We start from the raw sequence: 23156 nt of genomic DNA, 5'->3' as shown, positions 1-23156 counted from the left end.
ACGCGAGCCGATCTCCGGGACCGGACGGCGCGGTGGGATGGGGTCATGAACACCACGACTCCGCGGCAAGTGACGCTCACCCCGCAGCATGCCTGCAGTACGGCGAGCAGTGCTCGACGATCCCCGGCCACGCCCTCTACGGCGCCTTCTGGCCGGCGGTGTTCGCCGGTCTGGCGGCACTGGTACGGCCCAGAGCCCGGTGGACGTACGCCAGGCTCTGGGCCGTGTTCGTGCAGTGGGGTGCTCAGCTCACCCTCGGGGCGCTGATCCTCAGCGGCGCCTGACGTCCCCCTTCCCGCACGCCACCCCGTCCCGGTTCCGGTCCAGCACCAGGGGATCGTCGGCGCCGTTCACCCTCAGCCGGCCGTAGTTGTTCTGCTGAAGCCAGGCACACCGAGCAGCCGTCGTCCTCTTCACTTGCGGCGGGAACACCGTCGGCACGCACACGTTGGCCGAGCCGTAGTGCCGGTCGCAGCCGGAGATGGTCGGGCTGACCTGCTGTGCGGTCTTCTTCTTGCCGGGGCCCGACACCTTGCCGGACAGCGAGTCGGCGAAGGCGTGGACGTGCGGGGACGCGGCGCCGAGGGCCGTCGGGCCCGTCAGGTGGACCCACTTGGCCACCGAAGGCACCCCGCCCGCGTCCACCCCGAAGAGCATGTACCAGCCGGGCGGGGCGATGTTCGGGTTGTTGGTGACGTTCAGGTCCACGTTGTCGCCGTCCACGCTCAGCGGCAGGTCCACGAACCGCTGGTTCGGGTCGGACGAATGCGTGACCGCCGCCGGGCGGATCAACTCCGCCTTGGCGATGGGGCGGTCGACGGTGATCCGCTGGGTGTCACCGTACTTCCACTCCTGGTTGATCACCGAGGTGATCGTCGGCCGGGTGCCCTTGTAGAGGTAGGGCGGGGTGTAGATCGACACGTTGTGGTTCCAGGTGCCGTTGCCCGGGTTGTCGCCCGTCGCCATCACCCGGCCGTCGGGCAGCAGGAACGCCGAGGAGTGGTAGCCGCGGGACTCGGGGTCGGCGGCCACGGGGTCGAAGGTGTTGCTGCCGGGGTCGTAGATCGAGGACTCGTACACCGGGTTGGCCCGGTTGTGCAGGGCGCCGCCGGTCTCCAGCACCTTGCCGTCGGGCAGCAGCACCGCGGAGACGTACATCTTGCCCTGGCTGCCGGTCTCCGGCTGGGGCCCGTTGCCCAGGTCGACCGTGCCCTGCGGGATCGGCGGCCCGGCGACGTACGACGGGTTCGCCTGCTTGAGGTCGATCAGGTCGGTGAGGCGGCCCGCGTCCGGGTTGGAGTCGATGTTGCCGCCGCCGATCGTCAGCACCCGCTGATCCTGCGCGGGAGGCAGCAGTACGCTCGCCGACTGGTCCCGTTCGTCCTTGTTCTGCAGGCCCGGGATCTGGGTGATCGTGTTGGCGTCGTAGTCGTAGATCGCCGAGCCCGTGCCGGGGATGTTGTTGCCGAAGACATGGCTGCCCGTGTAGAAGAGGCGGCCGTCCTGCATCAGGATCATCGCCGGGTACAGACCCCAGTACGACCAGGTCTGGTTGACCTGCCACAGCGGCAGCCACTGGTTCTGCGCGTCACTGAACTTCTCCGCGGTCACCGAGCCGGTGGAGTCCTCGCGGAGCCCGCCGAAGCTGATGACGTCACCGTTGCCCAGCTCGGTCGCCGACGGGTACCAGTGGCCGTCGTTGAGGTCGTTGGTCTTGCTGTAGGTCTCGGTCTTCGGGTCGAAGATGTACGAGTCCTTGAACCCCTCGTAGCCGTGCCCGCCCGCGACCGGGTACGCCTTGTTGCCGCTCAGCACCAGCACCCGGCCGTCCTGCAGCTGGACGTGGCCCGCGCAGAACATGTCCTTCGGGGTGGGGATGACCTTGTAGTCGCCGGTCGCCGGGTCGTACACCGCGCTCGTGAACGTGCCCGCGTTGAAGTTCTCCTCGCTGTTGCCGGAGCCGGCGATCAGCAGCACCTTGCCGTTGTCGAGGACGACGGAGTGCATGGAGCGGACCGGGTTCTGCGTCGGCAGGACCGACCAACTGCCGTTCGCACACTGGTCGTTCGTGCCCGTGCACTGGGCCGGCGGGAGCGGGTCCGCCACCTGGTCCATGGTGTAGTCGTCGGTGGTCGCCGAACCGGTGCCGTAGACGGAGACACCCCAGGTGATGCGGTCGGTGCCGGCCGGCACCTCGGGGGTGCGGACCGTGGCCTGCGTCCAGGCCGACGCCATGTCCAGGGTCTTGAGGTCGGTCCAGTACTGCCAGCCGGCGGTCGTGTCGTGCCGGAAGAGGGTGATGTTGGCGTCGGGGGTGGTGGTCTTGTACCAGAGTCCCAGGTCGTACTGCTTGCCCACGGACACGGCGGGCGCGCAGTCCGTGGACTCCGTGATCAGCGCCTTGCGGTCGCCGTCGACCCGGCGGGTCAGCGTGACCTTCATGGCCTTGGTCCCGGAGTGCGCGTCCGGGGTCGTCTCGAAGCTGAAGTCGTTGTCGCCCCACCCCGACTTCTCCCAGCAGTACGGCATGCCGTCGCCGCCGGCGGTCTCGAAGCCGGGGTTCTTGATCAGGTTGGCGGCCTCCGCCGGCTGGGGTGCGGTCAGGAGCAGACCGGCGGTGAGGGCGCCCACCCCGGCCAGCGCGGTCCGTCTGCGGCGTCTGCGATATGTCGTCGTACTCACACGGCTCTCCTTGCTCGGCTCCCCCGGCGCCGGGGGAGGTAGACCAGCGCCTCGGTGCCGACGAAGCGCAGGACGAACGTCATGACCAGCGCGAGCGCGGTGGCGGGCAGGGCGCCCATGCCGAACCGGCCGACGAGCAGGGCGATCAGCGGGATGCGCAGCACGAGGTCGGCGTTGGCCAGCAGCGCGAACCGGCCGAGCCGGTCCCACCAGCGGCGGTGCGCGCGCCGGTCGCGGAACAGCAGCTGCTCGATGAGCAGGAAGTTCCAGGCGACCCCGAGCTGGTTGGCGAGGATCTCGGCGGGCAGGTAGTGCATCCCGAGGGCGGTCAGTGCCCACAGCCCGACGAGGTTCGGCACGAACCCGCTCGCGCCGATCAGCCCGAAACCGACCATGCGGGCGACCGGGGACGCGGTGCGCAGGCCCGCCAGGTGGCGCAGGAAGCGGAAACCCTCCCGGGCGCTGGACTTGGACTCGCCGGCGAACCGGTCCTGGAAGACGAACGGCACCTCGGCGACCCCGCGCGGCCGGCTGCGGACGGCCAGCTCCAGCAGGATCTTGTAGCCGAGGGGCTTGAGGACGTCGGCGGTGACCGCGCTGCGCCGGATGGCGAAGAAACCGCTCATCGGGTCGCTGATCCCGCGCAGCCTGCGCGGGAAGAGTCCCTTGGCGAGCCAGGTGGCACCGCGCGAGACGGCCACCCGGTAACCGCCGGCGAGCCCCGCCCGGCTGCCGCCCTCGATGTACCGGGAGGCGACGACCAGGGAGGCGTTCGTCCGCTCGCCGGTGGCCACCAGCTCCGGTACCAGGGACGGCGGGTGCTGGCAGTCGCCGTCCATGACGACGATCCACTCCGACGTCGCCGCCTTCAGCCCTTCCACGACCGCCCCGCCGAGCCCGCCTCGGGGTTCCTCGCGGTGCAGTACGGCCACCGGGAACGGGCAGTCCTTGGCGGCCTCGCGGATGACCTCAAGGGTGTCGTCGGTGGAGTCGTCCACGAAGAGGACCTCACAGGGCAGCCGCGTGGGCACCGACTCGGTGATCCGGTGCAGCAGCTGCCGGATGTTCGCGGACTCGTTGAAGGTCGGTACGACGATGGTGACGGCGCCGGGCTCGGGGACCTCCACGGCGTCAAGGCCCTGTGCCGGGGTGGTGTACTCGCTCATCGCGCCCCTCCCACGGCCTGGATCCGCCGGATCTCGATGCGGTCGGGTCCGGTGCCGAAGGTGGTGACCGGCGTGGAGTGCCGGATCGCCGCCCGCACATTGGGCAGGTCCTTGGCGTCGCGGCGGACGGTGGGTGAGGCGACGACGTAGTCGATGTCCCGCCAGCCGTGCGGCATGGTCTTCGTGACGGCCGGGTCGAGGTCGGCCTTGTAGAACCAGATGGCGCCGAGCCCGGGCCGGTATCCGGCGTGCACGAGGTCCAGCCAGAGGGCGTCGTCGACGAGCACGCGGGTGTCCTTCGGGTCCGCCACCTCGGTGCTGAGCCAGTGGGAGGCCTGCCGGTAGGGCTTGTTGGCGTCGGCGGTGACGGCGGTGCGGTCGCCGTCGTACCAGTGCGGTACGACGTAGGCGCCGGCGGCGAGGGCCAGGACGGCGGCGAGCGCGTACCGGCCACCGGTGAGGTACCGGTTCTCGGCCTCCTTGCGCCATCTGCGGAGGACCGCGTGGGCGATGGAGGCGGCGCCGCCCGCGAGGACCAGGGCCAGGAAGGGCAGCGCGCCGATGACGTACATGGCGGGCAGATAGCCGTTCGGGCGCAGGGCCACCGCGGCCAGGATGGCGACCGTGAAGGCCGGTCCGGCGAGGGCGCGGGCGATGACCGACCAGCGCCAGGTGAACAGCAGGAGCAGGGCTCCGGCGAGGCCGCCGAGGGGCAGGACGCGGTCGTAGTACAGCCAGGAGTGCAGGGCGCCGTAGGAGCCGGAGGAGCGGTCGAGGATGAATCCCGAGCCCGGCCTGGACATCTGGTAGGTGATGCCGTCCCACAGGGAGACGTGCCCGGTGCCCGGGAAGAGCTCGCCCTTGAGCAGGGCGAACAGCGGGTAGGAGAAGCCGATCAGGGCGCAGCCGGTGACGGCTCCGGTGAGGGCGAACTTGCGGGTGTCGCGGTGGCTGTGCCGCCACATGGTGACGAACAGGGCGGGCAGGACGACGAGCATCGTCTCCTTGGTGAGCACGCCCGCGGCGGCGGCGAGGCCCGCGCCGAAGTGGTGCCAGAGGTGGCGGCTGGGCGAGGCGGCGAGGCAGAAGGCCAGCAGCAGCCACATCACGGCGATGTTGTCGAGGAAGATCTCCCGGCTCAGGACGACCGCGAGCGGGGAGAGCCCGAACAGGGCCATGCCGAGTCCGGCGGCCCAGCGGGGCAGGGAGAGCCGGCGGCCGAGGACGTAGACGAGGACCGCGCTGACGCCGCTGACCAGCAGCATGGTGGACCGCATGGTGCCGACGGTCATCGAGCCGGGGCTGATCGCCGCGGGGAGCCGGGTGAGCAGGGCTATCTGGATCCAGCCGAGCGGCGGGTGGTCGTACCAGTAGGTGTAGTGGGCGAGGCCCCGGCCCTGCTGGACGGCCCAGGCCTGGGCGAGGTAGGTGCCCTCGTCGTCGCTGAGGGTCGGGTAGTCGGCTATGTTCCAGCCCTGGACGACGAGGATCGCGGTGAGCAGGGCACCGCAGAGCAGCAGGTCGGGGCGGGAGGAGCGGAGTCGTACCGGCGGCCGGGTGCGGCCGGTCGAGGGCGTTTCGGGCGCAGGCGGGCGCTGCGCGGGGACCTTCGCTGCGGTCACCGCGGGAAGTGTGGAGGTCACGCAGGAACGTCCTCTCGGATGGGCTCGGCGGCGGTGAGGTGCGCGCCGACGTGCGTGGTCAACTCCCAGTCGTTACGGCCGCGTTGCTCGCGCCAGACGGCACGGATCGCGGCTCCGGCGAGGAGGACCTGGTAGAAGGGCCCGCCCACGATGAGCTTCACGTAGTGCACGAGGCGGACCTTCAGGCCGTACTGCCGGCCGAAGTCGTGCAGACCGACCACCTCGAAGACGAAGGTGACGGCCGCGGTGACCAGCGGCAGGAAGGTGAGGAAGGCGATCCCGACGGGCACGTCGAGGAAGAGCGCGACGGCCGCGTTGAGCGGGATGATCACGCCGGAGAAGGCCTGCATGAACGGGGTCATCAGGGTGTACCGGGCGAGCAACCGCTGCCCGAGTCCCGGGAGTTGCTTCCAGTCCCTCTTCCGGTACACCTGCAGGAATCCCTGGTTCCAGCGGGTGCGCTGCTTGAGCAGGGACATGAGGGAACCCGGGGTCTCCTCCCTGGTCACCATGTCGGAGTCGTAGGCGACGACGACCTTCTTGCCGACGCTGGACAGCCGGACGCCCAGGTCGCAGTCCTCGGCGAGGCAGTCGGGGTCCCAGCCGTCCGCTTCCCTGAGGACGCCGGTCCGCACGAAGACGGTGTTGCCGCCGAGCGGGATGAACCCCTTCTGCGCGTGCAGGTGCAGCCGGGAGCGGAACCAGAAGAAGTACTCCAGGCAGTTGCGCAGGCTGTACCAGCTGGAGTGGAAGTTGATGAGCTGGACCCCGCCCTGGACGACGTCCGCCCCGGTGGTGCGGAATGCGTGGTCGACGTGGGCGAGCAGCTCCGGGTGGACCTGGTCCTCGGCATCGAAGACCCCGACGACGTCACCGCGGCAGTGCGGCAGCGCCGTGTTCATGGCTTTCGGCTTGTTCTTCTTCTCATGGGTGTCGACGACGACGCGGACGCGCGCGTCCCGTGCGGCGGCCTGCTCGGCCACCTCCGTGGTCTCCGGGTCGTCGTGCCCGACGATCACGACGATCTCGAAGTCGGTGTGCGTGGATTCCAGCAGCCGCTGGATGGTGTGGTCCAGCACCGCCTGCTCGTGCCGGGCGGGCAACAGCAGGGAGAACGACAGGTGTTCGTCGCCGTCCGGCCTGCCGAACCGGGTGGAGGCCAGCACCTCGGGCGTACGCCACGCGTGCATCTGCCACCACAAAGTGAACGCCGCCATCCAGAACAGGGCCAGTGAAACGGCGGCGATGAAGACAGACGTGAGCAAAAGATCCCCCCAGATCCCCAATTACCCCCTGTGGGGGCGACGGTGAGTCACCACCCGTCGACCCGCAGTGGAGAGAGTAAGGGGGATCTGTGAAGTGTGGGAGCTCTTCCGATAAATAGCTTGTTTCGGAACGGTGGTGCGAGTAGTGGGATCTATCCGAACACGTGCTCCGTTTCGGACAGTTCATACTTCCGTCGCCCTTGGCTTCTGGACGCTCAGCGCCTGCTCAGGGACGCGCGGAGCCGTTCCGGATCGGTCGTCGGCGCGTCGCAGGTGAAGTTACGGCAGACGTACGCGGTCGGTTCGCCTTGCCGCAGGGGCCGGTCGGCGAGGAGCGGGAACTCGTCACTCTCCGCGGTGCCGACGGCGACGACGGCACCGGGAGCGGTGCCCAGAAGTGCCGTACGGTGCAGGGCGGCCGTCTTCTCGTCCGCGAGGCCGGGCCCCGGTCCTACGACGGCGACCTCCTTCGGCCCGTCGAGGAGGGCCTCGGCGACTGCGAGCCCCCAGCCGATGAACCGGGGCACGCGCGGCCCGAGGGTCTTCACGATCCCCAGCGCCCGCTCGGCGGCGGTCCGGTGGGGCTCGGAGCCGGTGTGCGCGGCATAGCCCAGCAGGGCACCGGCCGCCGCGGTCCAGCCCGACGGGGTGGCGTTGTCGGTGGGGTCCTGCGGCCGGCGGATCAGCCGCTCGGCGTCCGACGCGGTGTCGAACAGCGCGCCGGTCTCGGGGTCGGTGAAGCGGGCGAGCACATGGTCGAGGAGCAGACCGGCGAAATCCAGCCAGACGCCCTCACCCGTCACGGACGCGAGCGCGAGGAAGCCCTCGGCGACGTCGGCGTAGTCCTCCAGCACGCCCGCGTTGGGTCCGACGCGGCCGTCCTTGCTGGTGCGGGCGAGCCGGGCGTGCTCGTCGAGGTGCACCCGGACGAGCAGGTCGGCGGCGCCGAGGGCGGCCTCGACCAGGTCGGGCCGGTCGAAGTAGGCGCCGGTCTCGGCGAGCGCGGCGACGGTGAGGCCGTTCCAGGCGGCGACGACCTTGTCGTCCCGGCCGGGTGCGGGGCGTCCGGCGCGCTCGGCGAGGAGCCGTTCCCTGATGGAGGTGATCTTCTCGGCATCGAAGGCACTGTTGGTCTGCGGCAGTTGGAGGACGGACTGGCCGTGCTCGAAGGTGCCCTCGTCGGTCACGCCGAAGTACTGGGCGGCGAGGTCGCCGTCCGCGTCCCCGAGGACGGCGCGCAGCCGCTCGGACGTCCACACGTAGTACGCGCCCTCGACGTGCCGCCCGCTCCCGTCGTCGCTGTCGGCGTCGAGCGCCGACGCGAACCCGCCGTCGCTCGTGCGCAGTTCGCGCACGAGGAAGTCGGCGGTCTCCAGGGCGACGCGCCGGGCGAGGTCCGATCCCGTGGCCCGCCACAGATGCGCGTACACACGGCAGAGCAGCGCGTTGTCGTACAGCATCTTCTCGAAGTGCGGCACGACCCAGTCACGGTCGACGGAGTACCGGGCGAACCCGCCGCCGAGCTGGTCGTAGATGCCCCCGCGGGCCATCCGCTCACACGTGTCCTGCGCCATCTGCAGCGCGCCCTCGGCACCGGTCCGGGCGTGATGCCGCAGCAGGAACTCCAGCACCATGGACGGCGGGAACTTGGGCGCCCCGCCGAATCCGCCGCGCTGCGGGTCGTACTCACGGGTCAGCCCGAGCAGCGCCTGCGCGAGTTCCTGTGCCTCGGGCGCGCGGTCGCCCTGCCGGACGATCTCCCGCTGTGCGAGGTCGCGCACGATCTTCCCGGCGACCTCCGCGACCTCGTCCCGGCGGGTGCTCCAGGCCTGCTGCACACCCTCCAGCACCTGCCGGAAGGAGGGCATGCCGTGCCGGGGCGCGGGCGGGAAGTAGGTCCCGAAGTAGAAGGGCTCGGCGTCCGGGGTGAGGAAGACGGTCATGGGCCAGCCGCCCTGCCCGGTGGCGGCCTGTACGGCCTCCATGTAGACGGCGTCCACGTCGGGGCGTTCCTCGCGGTCCACCTTGACGCTGACGAAGTGCTCGTTGAGGTAGTCGGCGGTGGCCCGGTCCTCGAAGGACTCGTGAGCCATGACATGACACCAGTGACAGCTGCTGTATCCGACGCTCAGCAGAACGGGTCTGTTCGTCTTGCGGGCCTCGTCGAAGGCCTCGGCCGACCAGGGCCACCAGTCGACGGGGTTGTCGGAGTGCTGGAGGAGATACGGGGACGTCTCATGGGCCAGTCGGTTCACCGTTCCACTCTCCCACGGGACCGTTCGACTCTCCCACGGGCTCGGGGACGGCGTGGATGTCCGGCTCGTGGCTCTCCGGCTCGGGCACCGCGTAGAAACGCATGAGCATCGGGCGCGCCCCTTCGGGAGCCTCATCGCGGGGGCGGCCGTACCGGTCGAGCAGGGCGTGGTACTCCCGCATGAAGGCGAGCAGTTCCTCCCTGGTCAGCCAGGTGCCGTGGCGCTGGACCTGGGCCCAGCCCCCGGGGCCGCGGTACTGCTCGTGGGCGCGGCGGTACAGGGCGGTGTCGAACTCGATCTTCAGATGGGCGAGCTGGGCGGCGGCCGCGTACTCCTCGGGGGTCATCGTGGCGGGGTCGGGCGTGGTGTGCCGGAAGGGCAGTGCCCGCCACCATCTCTCCCGCCCGCCGGACTTTTCCGGGATCTCCTCGATGAGCCGCTGCTCGGCGAGTTTGCGCAGGTGGTAGCTGGTGGTGCCGGAGCTCTCGCCGAGTTCGCGGGCGAGAACGGTGGAGTTCGCCTCGCCGTGCCGGCCGAGGTACTCGAGGATCCGGCGGCGCAGCGGGTTGCCGAGGGACTTGTAGAGAGCGGTGCGCTCCAGGCTGGTCATCTCGGGCAGGCCGTCGGTCATGCGGTCACGGTAGCCCTGAGAACCCTGAGAAGTCCCCGATGTATGCCGAGATTTCTTTGCAGAATTTTCTCTGCGGTCTACGGTGGTGGAGGCGGTCGAAGGAACGACGAGAGGGGGCGGACGTGGGCGTGAGGGTGAGGGTGACCGAGACCGTGCGGAAGAAGTGGCCCTGGGTCCTGCTGGGGGCGGCGGCGGTCCTGCTGGTGCCGTGGATGGTGGTGCTGGCCTTGACCCTGCCGGACAGCACGGAGGTCGGCAACTGGCCCCTGGCCTGGATCGGCCTCGACGTCCTCATGGCCACGGGCTGCGCCACAACGGCCTTACTCGGCCTGCGCGGAGACCCGAGGGCGCGCCTGACGGCTTCGGCGACGGCGTCGGTGGCGGTGCTGGACGCCTGGTTCGACATAACGACGGCGGGCACGGGTGCCCCGCTGGCCGAGGCACTGCTGTGCGCGGTGGCGGAGGGGGCGCTGGCGGGGGCGTGCGGGTATCTGGCGGTGGGCAAGGAGTGGCGGACCGCCCGGCGCTGAAGGGCGGAGCCCTCCCTCGGAGCGAGCTCAGCCGATGAGCGTGCCCAGAACCCGCAGGGGGCTGATCCGTATCACCACGCGCGTCACCTCCGGTGGCAGCTCCAGGTACTCCTGGCCGGCGCCAGGACCTTCGTACTGCTCCGCCGGCCTGACGGCCGGCTAACGGCCGACGTCCTCGGTGACCGTCGCCGTGCCGCGCACCTCGACGTACCGCAGGGGGTCCGCCGGGTCGTACACGGTCAGGCTCACCCGCCCGTCCCGGCAGACGTTCCGCTCCTTCCGGCGGCCGGCGGCCGTCGCGACGTACGTACGGCATCGTTCGAGGCGACTGTCACGCCCGGACCCCAAGTCGGCCCGCGCCGCCGGTCGACCGAATCGGCCTCGGGTAGGCCGCCACTCCCTCGCACCGAACGGCCCACGCTCACAAGGGCGTTGCCGCACCTCCCCAACTCCCCACCGACAACCACCCCTCCCACTTCCGCGCCTCACGAAGGACACTCGTGGACAAGGAAGTTGTCACCGGAGGGGGACGGGACATGCGGGACGGCCATCGGGCGGAGGCCGAGCGGCTGCTGGTACGGGCCGTCGAGGAGGAGGTACGGCGCTCCGGCGGGCGGATCGACGGGCAACTGCTGCTGTCGCGGGCGCGCGGTGCGCTGGAGGCGATGGCGGGGGCGGCCGGCGAGGAGTACGAGGCCTACGTCCGCGCGCTGGAGGAGACCGAGGCGGGCCAGCTGACCTTCGGGCAGCGGTACGCCCGCCAGGGCGCCGGAACAGCCCTGCTGGTGGCGGCCGTTGCCGCGGTGGCCGCAGCCGCGGCCGACCTCTCCCTCGGCACCGGTACCGGTACGGCGGTCGGCGCGGGCGTCGCCGCGGGCGTGGTCGGTGCCGCCGCCTCCGTGGTGAAGGTGGCCGGCGCCCATCTGCCCGCCGCGCATCACCGGGCGGGCGCGGCCGGCCAGCCCGGCGGGCCCGAGCAGCTGCGGCTGCAGTGGCTGACGGCGCTCGAGGTGCGCGGCATCCGCCCGTTCCTCGACCAGCAGCGGGTGCTGACCGCCTCCACGGCCCCGAAGAAGAAGGGCGGCCCGGCGCTGCGCGGCGCGGACAAGAGCGCGGCGGCCCGCCGGCGTACGGTGCTGGAGCAGTCGTTCGGGCAACTCCCGGACGCCGACGGCCCGTTCGCGGGGCGCCGGGCGGAGCTGGCGCGGATCCGGCAGTGGGCACAGTCCGCCCGGGCGGCCACGGAGACCCGGCCCACGGTGGTCGTGCTGCACGGCGAGCCCGGCTCGGGCCGGACCACGCTCGCGGTGCGCGCGGCGCACGAGCTGCGGGACCACTTCCGGGGCGCGGTGGTCGTGGACCTGCGCGGCGGCCGGCGGGAGGAGGCGCCGCTCGCGACCCGGGACGCCCTGCTGCATCTGCTCAACCGGCTCGGCGCGCCCCGCGAGCAGCTGCTGTTCCGGGAGCGCTCCTCCCCCGACCAGCAGGTCAAGCGGCTCGGCGAGCTGTACCACCAGCATCTGTCCGGGCTGCCGGTGACGATCGTGCTGGACGACGCCTCGGACCCGGAGCAGGTGCGGGCGCTGGTCCCCGAGCGCTCCGACAGCCTGGTCCTGGTCACCGCCCGTACGGCCCTGGACCTGCCGGCGGACCTGCCGGCCTGGGTGCACGATCTGCCGGTCGAGGCACTGGACGCGGCGGGCGCCGAGGAACTGCTCGGCCTCGTCGCCGAGGACGCGTCGGGTCCGTACGACGCGGAGTCCGCCGACCGGATCCGGGACCTCGCCGGCGGGCTGCCGCTGGCGCTCAGGATCGCCGGCTCCGCGCTCGGCCCGCGCTCGCCCCGGCAGCTGGCCACGGACCTGGGCGCGTACGGCCCGGTGGAGCCGGTGGAGCGTGCCCTGTGGCTGCGCTACACCGACCAGCCGGAGCCAGCGCGCCGGCTGCTGCGCCGGCTCGCGCTCGCGGGCCGGAGCTCGCTGGGCGCCGCGGCGGCCGCCGCCCTGCTCGCCACGGACGAGGCCGAGGCCGCGCGGCATCTCGCCGACCTCGCCCGGGCCGGCCTCCTCGACCATGTGCGCGGCAGCCGCTACCGGCTGCACGACCTGGTGCGCGTCTTCGCTCAGGCCCGGCTGCTGGACGAGGAGGACCCGGCCGAGCGCGCCGCGGCGCAGGAACGGCTCATCGTGAACTACGCGGACCTGGCCGACTCGGTGCTGCGCCTGGTCGACGGGAACATGTCGACGCGCTCGCACCAGTTCGGCCCGCACGGCTTCACCTCGCTGGACGAGGCACTGCGCTGGCTGGACGACGAGTCCAGCTTCATCACCGCGGCCCTGCGCCACGCGGAGGGCGTGGACCAGAGAGCGGTGCAGAACCTGCTGGGCGCGCTCTGCGACTACTGCCTGCTGCGCGGCGACCTGTACCGGCTCGGGGAGATCAGCGAACTGGCGCAGGCCGTGGACCAGGGGCTGCTGGTGCGCTCGGTGCAGTGGCGCACCGGTATCGCGGCCCGGCAGCTGGGCGAGCTGGACAAGGCGCGCGCCACGCTGGCCTCGGTGGTGGACCTGTACCGGGAGGCGCACCATGACGCGGGGGCGGCCCGCGCCCTGGGCTCGCTCGGGATCACCCTGCATCACCAGGGCAATCTCACCGAGGCCGCGGCCAAGCTGCAGGAGGCGCTGGATCTGCAGGCGGCGCCGGAGCTGGCCACGGACCGGGCCTGGACGATGCACGCCCTGGCCGCCGTCCAGCGGGACCGGGCCCGGCTCGCGGAGGCGCTGGAGCTGCTGACCCGCTCCCTGGTGCTGCACCGCGAGGGCGGCTCGGTGCACGGCGAGGCCTGGGCGCACTTCCAGCTCGGCCAGCTGGCGCTGCGGATGGGGGACGTGCCGCGCGCGGAGTCGGAGCTGCGGGCGGCCCTGGAGCGGTACGGCCGTACGCAGGACGCACGCGGCGAGGCCTGGGCGCTGACCCAGCTGGCCCGGGCCCGTCTGGTGGCCGGCGACGCCTCACCGGCCGTGGACAGCCTCAGGCAGGCCGCCGCCCGGCACCGGGAGAACGAGGACGCGCGCGGCGAGGCGTGGACGCTGTACTACCTGGGCCAGGCGCTGGAGGAGGCCGGCGACCTTGATGTGGCGGTGCGCGACCTGGAACGGTCCCGCACGATGTTCTCCCGGATGCGGGACGTCTACGGCCTGGCCTGCGCCCGGCACCACTCGGCGCGGGTCACCCGCGACCAGCGGGCCGCGCAGACCGGCTCGCTGCGCAACTCCGGCTTCGCCCGGCAGCTCCTGGTGGACGCCCGCGCCGACTTCCAGCGGATCGGCGTGGCCCACGGCGAGGCGTGGACCTGCCTGGAGCTGGCGGTGGTCGACGCGGGCAACGCCCGTACTCAGGCCGCGCTCGCCCTGGCCGACGAGGCGCTGGATCTGTTCGCGTCCTACGGCGACCGGCGCGGCGAGGACTGGGCCAGGTTCCTGCGCTGCACCCTGCTGCCCTATGCGGCGCCCGGCGGGGTGGAGGTGGGCACGGCGGTCGCACAGGAGGAGCTGGCCCAGCTGGCTCGCGCGGGCCATCCCCTGCGGGACGAGAAGCTGGCCGACTACGTCCCGGCCTACGCCCTGCTGCTGGAACGCGGGGTCAGCCTGGAGGACGGCTGGCAGGCCTGGCGCCTGCGCATGACGCCGGACCGCCACGCCCGGGAGGTGATGGGGGTGGCGGTACCGGCGGGGCGCTGAGGTCCGGGTCAGCCCCGCCGCGCGGCGGAGTCGGCCTTCTGCTCGGCCTCCGGGTCCGGGGACTCCTTGAAGTCGACCTTGTTCATGTGCTTGCTCATCGACTTCATCAGGCCCCAGACCGCCAGGGCCATCACCGCGAAGACGATGAAGCCGAGGACGCCGGGGGTGACCTTGTTCTCGTCGACCTCCTTGGCGAGGGGGACGAGGTGCGTCACTGCCAGGCTCACGCTTGCGCTCATGTCAGGCATTGTCGCGGATGCCCGCGAAGAGGTCGTCCTCGGGGAGGGAGGTGTCCACGAGCGACTTCGCCAGCTCGTACTCCTCCGTCGGCCAGACCTCCTTCTGCAGCTCCATCGGCACCCGGAACCAGCCGCCGTCGGGGTCGATCTGCGTGGCGTGCGCGATCAGCGCCTTGTCGCGGATCTCGAAGAAGTCCGCGCACGGAATGTGTGTGGTCAGCGTGCGCTCGGTGCGCTCGATTTCGCTCCAGCGCTTGAGCCACTCCCCGTACGGCGACTCCAGGCCGCGGTCGAGCATCGCCTGGTGCAGCGCCTCGGTGCGGGGGCGGTTGAAGCCCTGGTTGTAGTACAGCTTCTGCGGCTGGTAGGCGGGGCCGTACTCGGCCTCCGGGTACTTCTCGGTGTCCGCCGCGCCCTCGAACGCCACCATGGAGATCTTGTGGGTCATGATGTGGTCGGGGTGCGGGTAGCCGCCGTTCTCGTCGTAGGTGGTGATCACCTGCGGGCGGAAGGCGCGGATCTTGCGCACCAGCTCGCCGGCCGCCTTGTCGACGTCCTCCAGGGCGAAGCAGCCCTCGGGCAGCGGCGGCAGCGGGTCGCCCTCGGGCAGCCCGGAGTCGACGAAGCCGAGCCACTCCTGCTTGACCCCGAGAATCTCGCGGGCCTCGTCCATCTCCTTCTTGCGTACCTCGTGGATGTGCTCCTCGATGTACGTGTCGCCCTGGAGCTTCGGATTGAGGATGGACCCGCGTTCTCCGCCGGTGCACGTCACCACCAGCACGTCCACCCCCTCGGACACGTACTTCGCCATGGTGGCCGCGCCCTTGCTCGACTCGTCGTCGGGGTGCGCGTGAACGGCCATCAGTCGCAACTGGTCAGTCAAGACTCAATCCTCGGTAAGTCGGCGCCCCCGTGGCTCCGGGCGCAGTCGGCGGCTTCTATAGTGACGGAATCGGGGGGCGAATAATTCCGCGGAGAGGACGATCATGAGTACGGCGAGCGCGCGGCTGCCCGAGGGCCGCTACGGCCGTTCCTCGGACGAGCGTGCGGACCGCAAGCTCAAGGTCGCCGGTGCGGTGCTCGGCGCGGCCCTGCTCGCACTGGTCGGTTACTTCGCCTACCACTATGTCGTGGAGAGCAAGATCAGCGCCCAGGTGATCGCCTTCGACGCGACGGACAACGCGGTCGAGGTGCATCTGGAGGTCCACAAGGACTCCGGCACCTCGGGCTACTGCACCCTGCGCTCCCAGGCGGCGGACGGCTCCGAGGTGGGCCGGGCCGACTTTCGCTTCACCGGGTCGGCCACGCGTATCGACAAGGTCGTCACGCTGCGTACGACGGCGAAGGGCACCACGGCCGAGCTGCTCGGCTGCCATACCAGCTGACCGGGGCCGGCCGGACACTTCCCGACTTCACCCGGAATACGTACACGCTGACCTGCGTTGATGTGATTCTGATGCCTTATGTCCTCCCCCTTCCGGCCTTGAATTGTTAGGCTCGTGGTTTCGCCCATCCAAGAGGGAACATTCTTCTGGGTAGGGCGATGCTTTGTATTCCCAGTACCGACGAGGAGCACCCTGTGACCCAGACCAGCGAGAACGTCACCTGGCTGACCCAGGAGGCGTACAACAAGCTCAAGGACGAGCTTGAGTACCTTACTGGTCCTGCGCGCACGGAGATCGCCGCCAAGATCGCGGCCGCGCGCGAGGAGGGCGACCTGCGTGAGAACGGCGGGTATCACGCGGCCAAAGAGGAGCAGGGCAAGCAGGAGCTGCGCGTGCGGCAGCTGACCCAGCTTCTCGAGAACGCCAAGGTGGGCGAGGCCCCGGCCTCCACCGACGGTGCCGTCGCGCCGGGCATGGTCGTCACGATCGCCTTCGACGGTGACGAGGACGACACGATGACGTTCCTGCTCGCCTCCCGCGAGTACGCGAGCGCCGACATCGAGACGTACTCGCCGCAGTCCCCGCTGGGCGCCGGCGTCATCGGCCACAAGGTCGGTGAGGACGCGGAGTACGAACTGCCGAACGGCAAGAAGGCCTCGGTGCGGATCCTGAAGGCCGAGCCGTACTCGGGCTGATCCACCCACCTCATGTGACCTCTAGCCCCCGGCGCCCGGCGGATCCCGCCCGGCACCGGGGGCTTTCCCATGCCCCAAGGCGCGCCCGAAGTCCTGCCCGGAGCCGTCAGGCGGTGGCCGAGCGGTACTTGCGGACCGCGAGGCTGCGGAAGACGGCGATGATCAGGACCGAGTAGATCAGCGACGCCCAGACCGGGTGCTCCATGGGCCAGGCGTGCGAGGTGGACCGGCCGGGGTTGGCGAAGAGCACGCGGCAGGCCTGCGCGGTGGCACTGAAGGGGTTCCACTCGGCTATGTGCCGCAGCCACGGCGTCATATGGGCCGGCTCCACGAAGGCGTTCGAGATGAACGTCACCGGGAACAGCCAGATCAGTCCGCTGGACGTGGCCGCCTCGGGGGTCCGCACGGACATGCCGATCAGGGCGCCGATCCAGGTGAACGCGTAGCCGAGCAGGAGCAGCAGACCGAAGGCGGCGAGCACCTTGCCGGCGTTCGTGTCGCCGTCGGACCCCACGCGCCAGCCGACCAGCAGGGCGACCACGGCGAGCACGACCAGGGTCACGGCCGTCTGCACCAGGTCGGCGAGAGTGCGCCCGGTCAGCACCGCGCCGCGTGCCATCGGCAGGGAGCGGAACCGGTCGATGAGCCCCTTGTGCATGTCGTCGGCGATTCCGGCGCCGGAACTTGCGGTGGCGAACGTGACGGTCTGCGCGAAGATGCCCGCCATGAGGAAGTTCTTGTAGTCGACGGCGCTGGTGCTGCCGCCGATCTGCATGGAACCGCCGAAGACGTAGGTGAACAGCACCACGAACATGATCGGCTGGATCAGCCCGTAGATGATCATCTCGGGGATCCGCGACATACGGATGAGGTTCCGCTTCGCCACGACCATCGAGTCGCGGAAGGAGCGGCTGATGGGGTTGCCGGGCGGGGCCACCCGCACGGCTTCGCTGACGGCGCTCATTTCACGGCCTCCTTGGCGGTCGCCTCGTCGTCCTGGGCGGGGATCTCGGCCACGTGTCCCGTCAGCGACAGGAAGACGTCGTCGAGGGTGGGGCGGCGCAGCCCGATGTCGTCGATCTCGATCCCGCGGGTGTCCAGCTCGCGGATGATCTCGGCGAGCAGCTTGGCGCCGCCGGTCACCGGGACCGTGAGCTTGCGGGTGTGCACCTCGACCGTGACCTCGCCCTTGCCGAAGCCGCGCAGCACCTCGGTGGCGCTCGTCATGTGGTCGCGCTCGTGCACCACGACCTCGACGCGCTCGCCGCCGGTGCGGGCCTTGAGCTGGTCGGAGGTGCCCTTGGCGATGACCCGGCCGTGGTCGACCACCGCGATGTCGTGGGCGAGGTGGTCGGCCTCCTCCAGGTACTGGGTGGTGAGCAGCAGGGTCGTACCGCCGGAGACGAGCTGTTTGATGACCTCCCACAGCTGCTGGCGGTTGCGCGGGTCCAGGCCGGTCGTCGGCTCGTCCATGAACATCACCGGCGGCGAGACCACGAGGGCCGCGGCGAGGTCGAGCCGGCGGCGCATGCCCCCGGAGTAGGTCTTGGCGGGGCGGTCGGCGGCGTCCGCGAGGTTGAACTGCTCCAGCAGCTCCGCCGCGCGTGCCTTCGCCGCCTTGCCCTTCATCTGGTAGAGCTGCCCGACCATCACCAGGTTCTCCCGGCCGGTCAGATACTCGTCGACCGCCGCGAACTGGCCGGACAGGCCGATGGAGCGGCGTACGGCGTCGGGGTCCTTCAGCACGTCCACGCCCGCGACGACCGCCTTGCCGCTGTCGGGGCGCAGCAAGGTCGTCAGGCAGCGGACGGTCGTCGTCTTGCCGGCGCCGTTCGGCCCCAGGAGGCCGAGGACCGTGCCCTCCGGCACGTCCAGGTCTACGCCGTCTAGGGCCCTTACGTCGCCGAAGGTCTTCACCAGGCCTTCGGCATGAATGGCGCCTGGCATGTCTGTCTCCACGTCGTCGGGGATCGTCGTCCGGGATTCTTCGGAAAGGCTGGGTTTGCGCGCCCCCGGTCCGCCCGCGGTTTCCTGCGGGCTGACGACCGGCGACGTCCACACCATAACGCGATGTATCGCGTCTCTCAATGAGCTGGATCGGAGTTTGACTCGAACGAGTGACCGATGGGGTCCAGACCCCCGGAAGCGGGAGCCGGGAGCCAGCAGCCGGGAGCGGGGACTCTCAGCCGATGACCGTGTAACCCGCGTCCCGCAGGGCCTGGCCGACCTCGGCGCAGTGCGCCGGGCCCTTCGTCTCGAGGTGCAGCTCCACCTCCGCCTCCGTGAGCCCGAGCCGGGGGTCGGTTCGTACGTGGCTCACGTCGAGGACATTAGCGTCGACCACTGACAACACCCCGAGGAGCGTGGCGAGGGCGCCCGGGCGGTCCGTCAGCCGGAGACGAACGGCCAGGTAGCGGCCCTGCGCGGCCATGCCGTGCCGCAGCACCCGCTGCATCAGCACCGGGTCCACGTTCCCGCCGGAGAGCACCGCGACGACCGGCCCCTCGAAGGTGTCCGGCGCGGCCAGCAGCGCGGCGACCGGACTCGCCCCGGCCGGCTCCACGACCAGCTTGGCCCGCTCCAGACACAGCAGCAGCGCGGCCGACAGCTGGTCCTCGCTGACCGTGCGCACCTCGTCGACCAGATCCCTGACGATCTCGAACGGCACCAGGCCCGGCCGCCCCACCTTGATGCCGTCGGCCATCGTCACCGGGTTCTCCACCGACACCGGACGCCCGGCGGCCAGCGACGGCGGGTAGGCCGCCGCGCCCTCCGCCTGCACGCCCACGATCCTGACGTCCTGCCTGATCGCCTTCGCCGCCACCGCGATCCCGGCCGCGAGACCGCCGCCGCCGATGCCGACGACGATCGTGCGCGCCTCCGGGCACTGCTCCAGGATCTCCAGGCCGACCGTGCCCTGACCGGCGATGATGTCCGGGTGGTCGAAGGGGTGGATGAACACCGCCCCCGTCTCGGCCGCGTACTCCTCGGCGGCGGCCAGCGTCTCGTCGACCACCTGGCCGTGCAGGCGCACCTCGGCGCCGTAGTCGCGCGTCGCGCTGATCTTGGGCAGCGGGGCGCCCTTCGGCATGAACACCGTGGAGTGCACCCCGAGCAGCGAGGACGCCAGCGCGACGCCCTGCGCGTGGTTCCCGGCGCTCGCGGCCACCACGCCGGCAGCCCGCTCCTCCGGCAGCAGCCCGGCGATGCGCACATAGGCGCCGCGCAGCTTGAACGAGCCGGTCCGCTGCAGGTTCTCGCACTTCAGATGCACTGGTGCGCCGACCAGTTGGGACAGGTGCCGGCTGCCCTCCATCGCGGTCACCCGCGCCACACCCGAGAGCATCTTCTGGGCGCCGCGCACATCGTCGAGGGTGACGGAACGCAAGGAGTCAGCCGTGCCGTAGCTCATGACTCCAGCATCGCAGTTCACGGTCGTACACGACGGTTGTGACCAAGCTCCGAGACCGGTTTGTGCAGCGCCGGTACGACCCGCCGCCGGGCCGCGTACCCTGTCCCCCAACCAAGCAGCCTTTCATGAAGCGAGCCTCCGGCCATGCCCACAACACCTGAAATGTCGATGGACATGACGACCGGCGGTGACACCGGTCTTCTCGACACCCTCCAGCACGAGGTGGCGGTGTTCGCCCGGCGTGCCGAACAGACGCGGCTCGGCGGGGTCGGGCAGGTGCGCAACTCCATGGACCGCGCGGCGTACCTGCTGCTCAACCGCCTCGACAAGGAAGGCCCGATGGGCGTCAAGTCGCTCGCCGCGAGCATGGGCATCGACTCCTCCACGGTCACCCGGCAGGTGGCTCCGCTGGTCGACACCGGGCTCGTCAAGCGCACCTCGCACCCCGAGGACGGGCGGGCGGTGGTCCTCCAGCTGTCCCCGCGCGGGGTCGCCCGGCTGGAGGAGGTGCGCTCCTCCCGGCGTCAGCTGATGGCCGAGCTGACGCAGGACTGGGCACCGCAGGAGCGCGAGCAGTTCTGCACGCTCCTGACCCGGTTCAACCACGCGCTGTCCGCGCGGATGACCGTGCAGGGCACCGCGCCGGCGGAACAGCCGCCGGCGTCCTGAGGTCGGCCGCCCAGCGCGGACACTCACGGCAGACATGCACCGGTCGGCGCCGGAGTCTTGACCCCGGCCCGCCGCTGGCCTCATATGAGACCGGGTCCTGCGTCGTACGCGGTTCACCTGTCCCGTACCGGACAGGGCCCCTCTAGGGGGAGGCGCGGTGCGTGATCGGCAGGCGTTCCGAGGAGCCCGCCGGGCCCGGGAGTTCGAGGCGTTCGTCGCGGGCGCGGCCGGACGTCTGCTGCATACCGCCACGCTGCTGACCGCGGAGGCGCCGAACGCCAACCCGCGCGCGAGGCGCCTGCTGACGCTCGCCCTCGCGCACACCTACGCCCGCTGGGACCGGCTGCACGGCGAGGACCCATACGACTGCGCCCGCCAGTACCTCGCCACCCGCTTCGCACGCGCGACCTGGCACCGGTACGGCGCCTTCGGCCGCACCCGCCCGGATCCGCGCAGCCCGCTCGCCGCGCTCACCCCGCAGGAGCGGCTGATCCTGGTACTGCGCCTCTACGAAGGCGTCGCCGAGGAACAGGCAGCGGCCCTCCTCGGCCTCCCACGGGACCGCGTCCACACCATCTGCGACCGCGGGACGGCCACACTGCTCCACCCGGCGAGCCGCCCCACACCACGAGCGACGGGCAGGGAGATGGCGCCTTCATGAAGGGGTGGGGAGTGGACGCCCTGGAGGGTGGTCAGGTTGTGGCGCGCGGGCGGCGCGCTGGGAGCGCGCGGGGTGGCGGGGGCACCGTGCGTGGGGAGGGCCCCAGTGGCGCTCGGATACCAGGAAGTCGGACCATCAGGAGGGCGGCGTGAACCGGCCCGAACGGGAGGCTGCCGCACGGCAGATCATGGAGCAGGCCCCGGCGCCGGTGCCGCCGGACCTGTGCGCGGAGGCGGTGCGCCGCGGCGAGCGCCTGCTGCGGCGCGGGCAGCTCGTCCGCCGGGTGCTGTGGCTGCTGGCCTGCGCCGCAGTCGTCGCGTTCAGCGTGTGGGCGGCCCGAGTGCACCCGTGGGCGGTGCCGCCCTCCCAGACGACTCCGTCGATCACCGGCTGGTGAGCCGGGAGCCGATGGCGGCGGTTGCTGGCACGGCCGCGAGTCGACAGGGGTGCTGATACGGCCGTGAACCCGGCGGAGGTACGGCACTCCCGGTCGGCCGAACCGCACAGCGGCGGGCACGCCATCCGCCCCCGGCGGCGCCGCCCACCGGCGACCGCCGCCAGACATCAGCGATCGGACACCGGACCCGCGGGGGGGTGGGGCCGCCTTCGGGTGCGCTTTGCCGCCCTGGGCGGGTGCGGGTCGTCGTAGGTTGTTCGCGCCCCTGCGGCAGGGCCGCATATGGATGCGGCCCCGCGCTCCTCAGGGAGTCACCACGCCCTTGGCTCCACCGCGGCCGTGGCCTCAGTCGCTGCCGCCCGCAACCGCCACCGGCGATCGGCGCCGGCCACCAGTAATCAGTGACCATTCACCGAACAACCGGCCACCGGCACCGTCCACCCACCGGCCAGCCACGGCGGGTCCGCAACCCGGACCCGCCGCAGGCACCCGTTGGCGTCAGCCCAGCGCCTGCTGGAGGTCGGCCAGCAGGTCGTCGACGTTTTCGATGCCCACGGAGAGGCGTACCAGGTCGCCGGGGACCTCCAGCGCGGAGCCGACCACGGAGGCGTGCGTCATGCGGCCGGGGTGCTCGATCAGGGACTCGACACCGCCGAGCGACTCGCCGAGCGTGAACACCTTGGCCCGGTTGCACACCTCGACCGCGGCCTCCTCGCCGCCCTCGACGCGGAAGGACACCATGCCGCCGAAGGTCTTCATCTGCTTCGCGGCGACCTCGTGGCCGGGGTGCTCGGGCAGGCCCGGGTAGAGCACGCTGGTCACGCGCGGGTGCCGGGTCAGCACGTCGGCGATCTTCTCGGCGTTCTCGCTGTGCCGGTCCATCCGCACCGCGAGGGTCTTTGTGCCACGCAGCACCAGCCAGGAGTCGAAGGGGCCGGCGACGGCGCCCATCGCGTTCTGGTGGTAGGCCAGTTCCTCGCCGAGGCCCTGGTCGGAGACGATCAGCGCGCCGCCGACCACGTCCGAGTGGCCGCCCATGTACTTGGTCAGGGAGTGCACGACGACGTCCGCACCCAGCGACAGCGGCTGCTGGAGGTACGGCGTGGCGAAGGTGTTGTCGACGACGAGCTTCGCACCCGCGTCGTGCGCGACCTGAGCGACGGCGGCGATGTCGGTGATGCCGAGCAGCGGGTTGGACGGGGTCTCCACCCAGACGGCCTTGGTCTTCGGGGTGATCGCGGCCCGTACGGCGGCCGGGTCGCTGGTGTCGGCGACGGACCACTCCACGCCCCAGCGGGTGACGACCTTGGCGAAGAGGCGGAAGGTGCCGCCGTAGGCGTCGTTCGGGATCACCACGTGGTCACCGGGGCTGAGCAGCGTGCGCAGCAGGGTGTCCTCGGCCGCCAGGCCGGACGCGAAGGCGAGGCCGCGTCGGCCGCCCTCCAGCGCGGCGAGGTTCTCCTCGAGGGCGGTGCGGGTGGGGTTGGCGCTGCGGCTGTACTCGTAGCCGCCGCGCAGCCCGCCGACGCCGTCCTGCTTGTAGGTCGAGACCTGGTAGATCGGCGGGACGACCGCGCCGGTGAGGGGATCCGCGGTGTTGCCCGCGTGGATCGCGAGGGTCTCGAAGTGCTGACTGATGTGCCTGTCGCTCATGTGCACCGAGCGTAGTGCGCTTGGCCGGATGCTGACGCCCGCCGGGCTCGGGCGGCATCGGACGAAGGGTTTTCCCTGCGTGAACGCCGTGCGGACACCGCCCCCGGAGTGTCCTGTCATGAACGGGACCGGA

Annotated in this window: 21 protein-coding genes; 8 read left to right on the top strand and 13 right to left on the bottom strand. The window is 71.2% G+C overall.

Features of this window, described 5'->3' with window-relative positions; genetic code table 11:
- The first annotated feature begins 32 nt into the window (after positions 1–32).
- The gene (locus tag AB0M27_RS14920; RefSeq protein ID WP_365721619.1) at positions 33–284 is read left to right on the top strand and encodes a hypothetical protein; all 252 of its coding nucleotides are present in this window, start codon (positions 33–35) and stop codon (positions 282–284) included.
- On the opposite strand, the gene AB0M27_RS14915 is transcribed toward AB0M27_RS14920, so the two are convergent.
- From AB0M27_RS14915 to AB0M27_RS14890, 6 genes are all read right to left on the bottom strand, one after another.
- Positions 271–2682, bottom strand: coding sequence for a galactose oxidase early set domain-containing protein (locus AB0M27_RS14915; RefSeq protein ID WP_365721617.1), 2412 nt, complete (start codon positions 2680–2682; stop codon positions 271–273). The two genes, AB0M27_RS14920 and AB0M27_RS14915, sit on opposite strands and share 14 nt — an antisense overlap.
- Complete coding sequence (locus AB0M27_RS14910) at positions 2679–3848, bottom strand: glycosyltransferase family 2 protein (protein WP_365721615.1); 1170 nt, start codon at positions 3846–3848, stop codon at positions 2679–2681. The genes AB0M27_RS14915 and AB0M27_RS14910 overlap by 4 nt, the downstream gene beginning before the upstream one ends.
- Positions 3845–5491, bottom strand: a complete 1647-nt coding sequence (locus AB0M27_RS14905; protein ID WP_365721613.1) for a glycosyltransferase family 39 protein — start codon at positions 5489–5491, stop codon at positions 3845–3847. The genes AB0M27_RS14910 and AB0M27_RS14905 overlap by 4 nt, the downstream gene beginning before the upstream one ends.
- Positions 5488–6756, bottom strand: a complete 1269-nt coding sequence (locus AB0M27_RS14900; RefSeq protein ID WP_365721611.1) for a glycosyltransferase — start codon at positions 6754–6756, stop codon at positions 5488–5490. Before AB0M27_RS14900 ends, AB0M27_RS14905 begins: the two co-directional genes overlap by 4 nt.
- Positions 6757–6971: 215 nt before the next feature.
- On the bottom strand, positions 6972–9011 hold the full coding sequence (locus AB0M27_RS14895) for a thioredoxin domain-containing protein (RefSeq protein ID WP_365721609.1): 2040 nt from the start codon (positions 9009–9011) through the stop codon (positions 6972–6974).
- Positions 8992–9642, bottom strand: coding sequence for a helix-turn-helix domain-containing protein (locus AB0M27_RS14890; protein ID WP_365721607.1), 651 nt, complete (start codon positions 9640–9642; stop codon positions 8992–8994). Before AB0M27_RS14890 ends, AB0M27_RS14895 begins: the two co-directional genes overlap by 20 nt.
- Before the next feature lie 140 nt (positions 9643–9782).
- Between AB0M27_RS14890 and AB0M27_RS14885 the strand changes: the two genes are divergently transcribed.
- A complete protein-coding gene (locus AB0M27_RS14885) occupies positions 9783–10172 on the top strand; it encodes a hypothetical protein (protein WP_365721605.1) in 390 nt (129 codons plus the stop codon).
- 159 nt (positions 10173–10331) lie between these two features.
- On the opposite strand, the gene AB0M27_RS14880 is transcribed toward AB0M27_RS14885, so the two are convergent.
- Positions 10332–10613, bottom strand: a complete 282-nt coding sequence (locus tag AB0M27_RS14880; protein ID WP_365721603.1) for a pyridoxamine 5'-phosphate oxidase family protein — start codon at positions 10611–10613, stop codon at positions 10332–10334.
- Between the two features lie 95 nt (positions 10614–10708).
- Here AB0M27_RS14880 and AB0M27_RS14875 point away from each other — a divergent pair, with 95 nt between their 5' ends.
- Positions 10709–13912, top strand: coding sequence for a tetratricopeptide repeat protein (locus tag AB0M27_RS14875; protein ID WP_365721938.1), 3204 nt, complete (start codon positions 10709–10711; stop codon positions 13910–13912).
- An 8-nt stretch (positions 13913–13920) separates the two neighbouring features.
- On the opposite strand, the gene AB0M27_RS14870 is transcribed toward AB0M27_RS14875, so the two are convergent.
- Both AB0M27_RS14870 and mca read right to left on the bottom strand, forming a co-directional pair.
- A complete protein-coding gene (locus AB0M27_RS14870; protein ID WP_365721601.1) occupies positions 13921–14160 on the bottom strand; it encodes a hypothetical protein in 240 nt (79 codons plus the stop codon).
- Positions 14153–15013 (bottom strand): mycothiol conjugate amidase Mca, encoded by an 861-nt coding sequence (mca, locus tag AB0M27_RS14865; protein WP_365721936.1) that lies wholly within the window; start codon positions 15011–15013, stop codon positions 14153–14155. The genes AB0M27_RS14870 and mca overlap by 8 nt, the downstream gene beginning before the upstream one ends.
- 124 nt (positions 15014–15137) lie before the next feature.
- Here mca and AB0M27_RS14860 point away from each other — a divergent pair, with 124 nt between their 5' ends.
- Together AB0M27_RS14860 and greA are read left to right on the top strand one after the other, a co-directional pair.
- Positions 15138–15536, top strand: coding sequence for a DUF4307 domain-containing protein (locus tag AB0M27_RS14860; RefSeq protein WP_365721599.1), 399 nt, complete (start codon positions 15138–15140; stop codon positions 15534–15536).
- 194 nt (positions 15537–15730) lie between these two features.
- On the top strand, positions 15731–16231 hold the full coding sequence (gene greA / locus AB0M27_RS14855; protein WP_365721597.1) for a transcription elongation factor GreA: 501 nt from the start codon (positions 15731–15733) through the stop codon (positions 16229–16231).
- A 106-nt stretch (positions 16232–16337) separates the two neighbouring features.
- On the opposite strand, the gene AB0M27_RS14850 is transcribed toward greA, so the two are convergent.
- From AB0M27_RS14850 to ilvA, 3 genes are all read right to left on the bottom strand, one after another.
- Positions 16338–17195 carry an ABC transporter permease gene (locus tag AB0M27_RS14850; protein WP_365721595.1) on the bottom strand — a complete coding sequence of 286 codons (858 nt, stop codon included), beginning with the start codon at positions 17193–17195 and terminating at the stop codon, positions 16338–16340.
- Entirely contained in the window at positions 17192–18178 is a 987-nt protein-coding gene (locus tag AB0M27_RS14845; RefSeq protein ID WP_365721593.1) for an ATP-binding cassette domain-containing protein, read from the bottom strand. The genes AB0M27_RS14850 and AB0M27_RS14845 overlap by 4 nt, the downstream gene beginning before the upstream one ends.
- Before the next feature lie 235 nt (positions 18179–18413).
- Positions 18414–19643 carry a threonine ammonia-lyase gene (ilvA, locus tag AB0M27_RS14840; RefSeq protein WP_365721591.1) on the bottom strand — a complete coding sequence of 410 codons (1230 nt, stop codon included), beginning with the start codon at positions 19641–19643 and terminating at the stop codon, positions 18414–18416.
- 168 nt (positions 19644–19811) lie between these two features.
- Between ilvA and AB0M27_RS14835 the strand changes: the two genes are divergently transcribed.
- The 3 genes from AB0M27_RS14835 (at position 19812) to AB0M27_RS14825 (ending at position 21370) form a co-directional block, all read left to right on the top strand.
- Positions 19812–20312 (top strand): MarR family transcriptional regulator, encoded by a 501-nt coding sequence (locus AB0M27_RS14835; protein WP_365721934.1) that lies wholly within the window; start codon positions 19812–19814, stop codon positions 20310–20312.
- Between the two features lie 157 nt (positions 20313–20469).
- Positions 20470–20973, top strand: a complete 504-nt coding sequence (locus tag AB0M27_RS14830) for a sigma factor-like helix-turn-helix DNA-binding protein (protein WP_365721589.1) — start codon at positions 20470–20472, stop codon at positions 20971–20973.
- Between the two features lie 148 nt (positions 20974–21121).
- Positions 21122–21370 (top strand): hypothetical protein, encoded by a 249-nt coding sequence (locus tag AB0M27_RS14825; RefSeq protein ID WP_365721587.1) that lies wholly within the window; start codon positions 21122–21124, stop codon positions 21368–21370.
- Positions 21371–21868: 498 nt separating this feature from the next.
- Here AB0M27_RS14825 and AB0M27_RS14820 read toward each other — a convergent pair whose 3' ends face one another.
- On the bottom strand, positions 21869–23023 hold the full coding sequence (locus AB0M27_RS14820; protein WP_365721585.1) for a cystathionine gamma-synthase: 1155 nt from the start codon (positions 23021–23023) through the stop codon (positions 21869–21871).
- Positions 23024–23156: the final 133 nt, after the last annotated feature.

Source organism: Streptomyces sp. NPDC052107, from assembly GCF_040680215.1.
In the GTDB taxonomy this organism is placed as follows: Bacteria; Actinomycetota; Actinomycetes; order Streptomycetales; family Streptomycetaceae; genus Streptomyces.
This window is presented reverse-complemented; position numbering and strand designations above follow the sequence as displayed.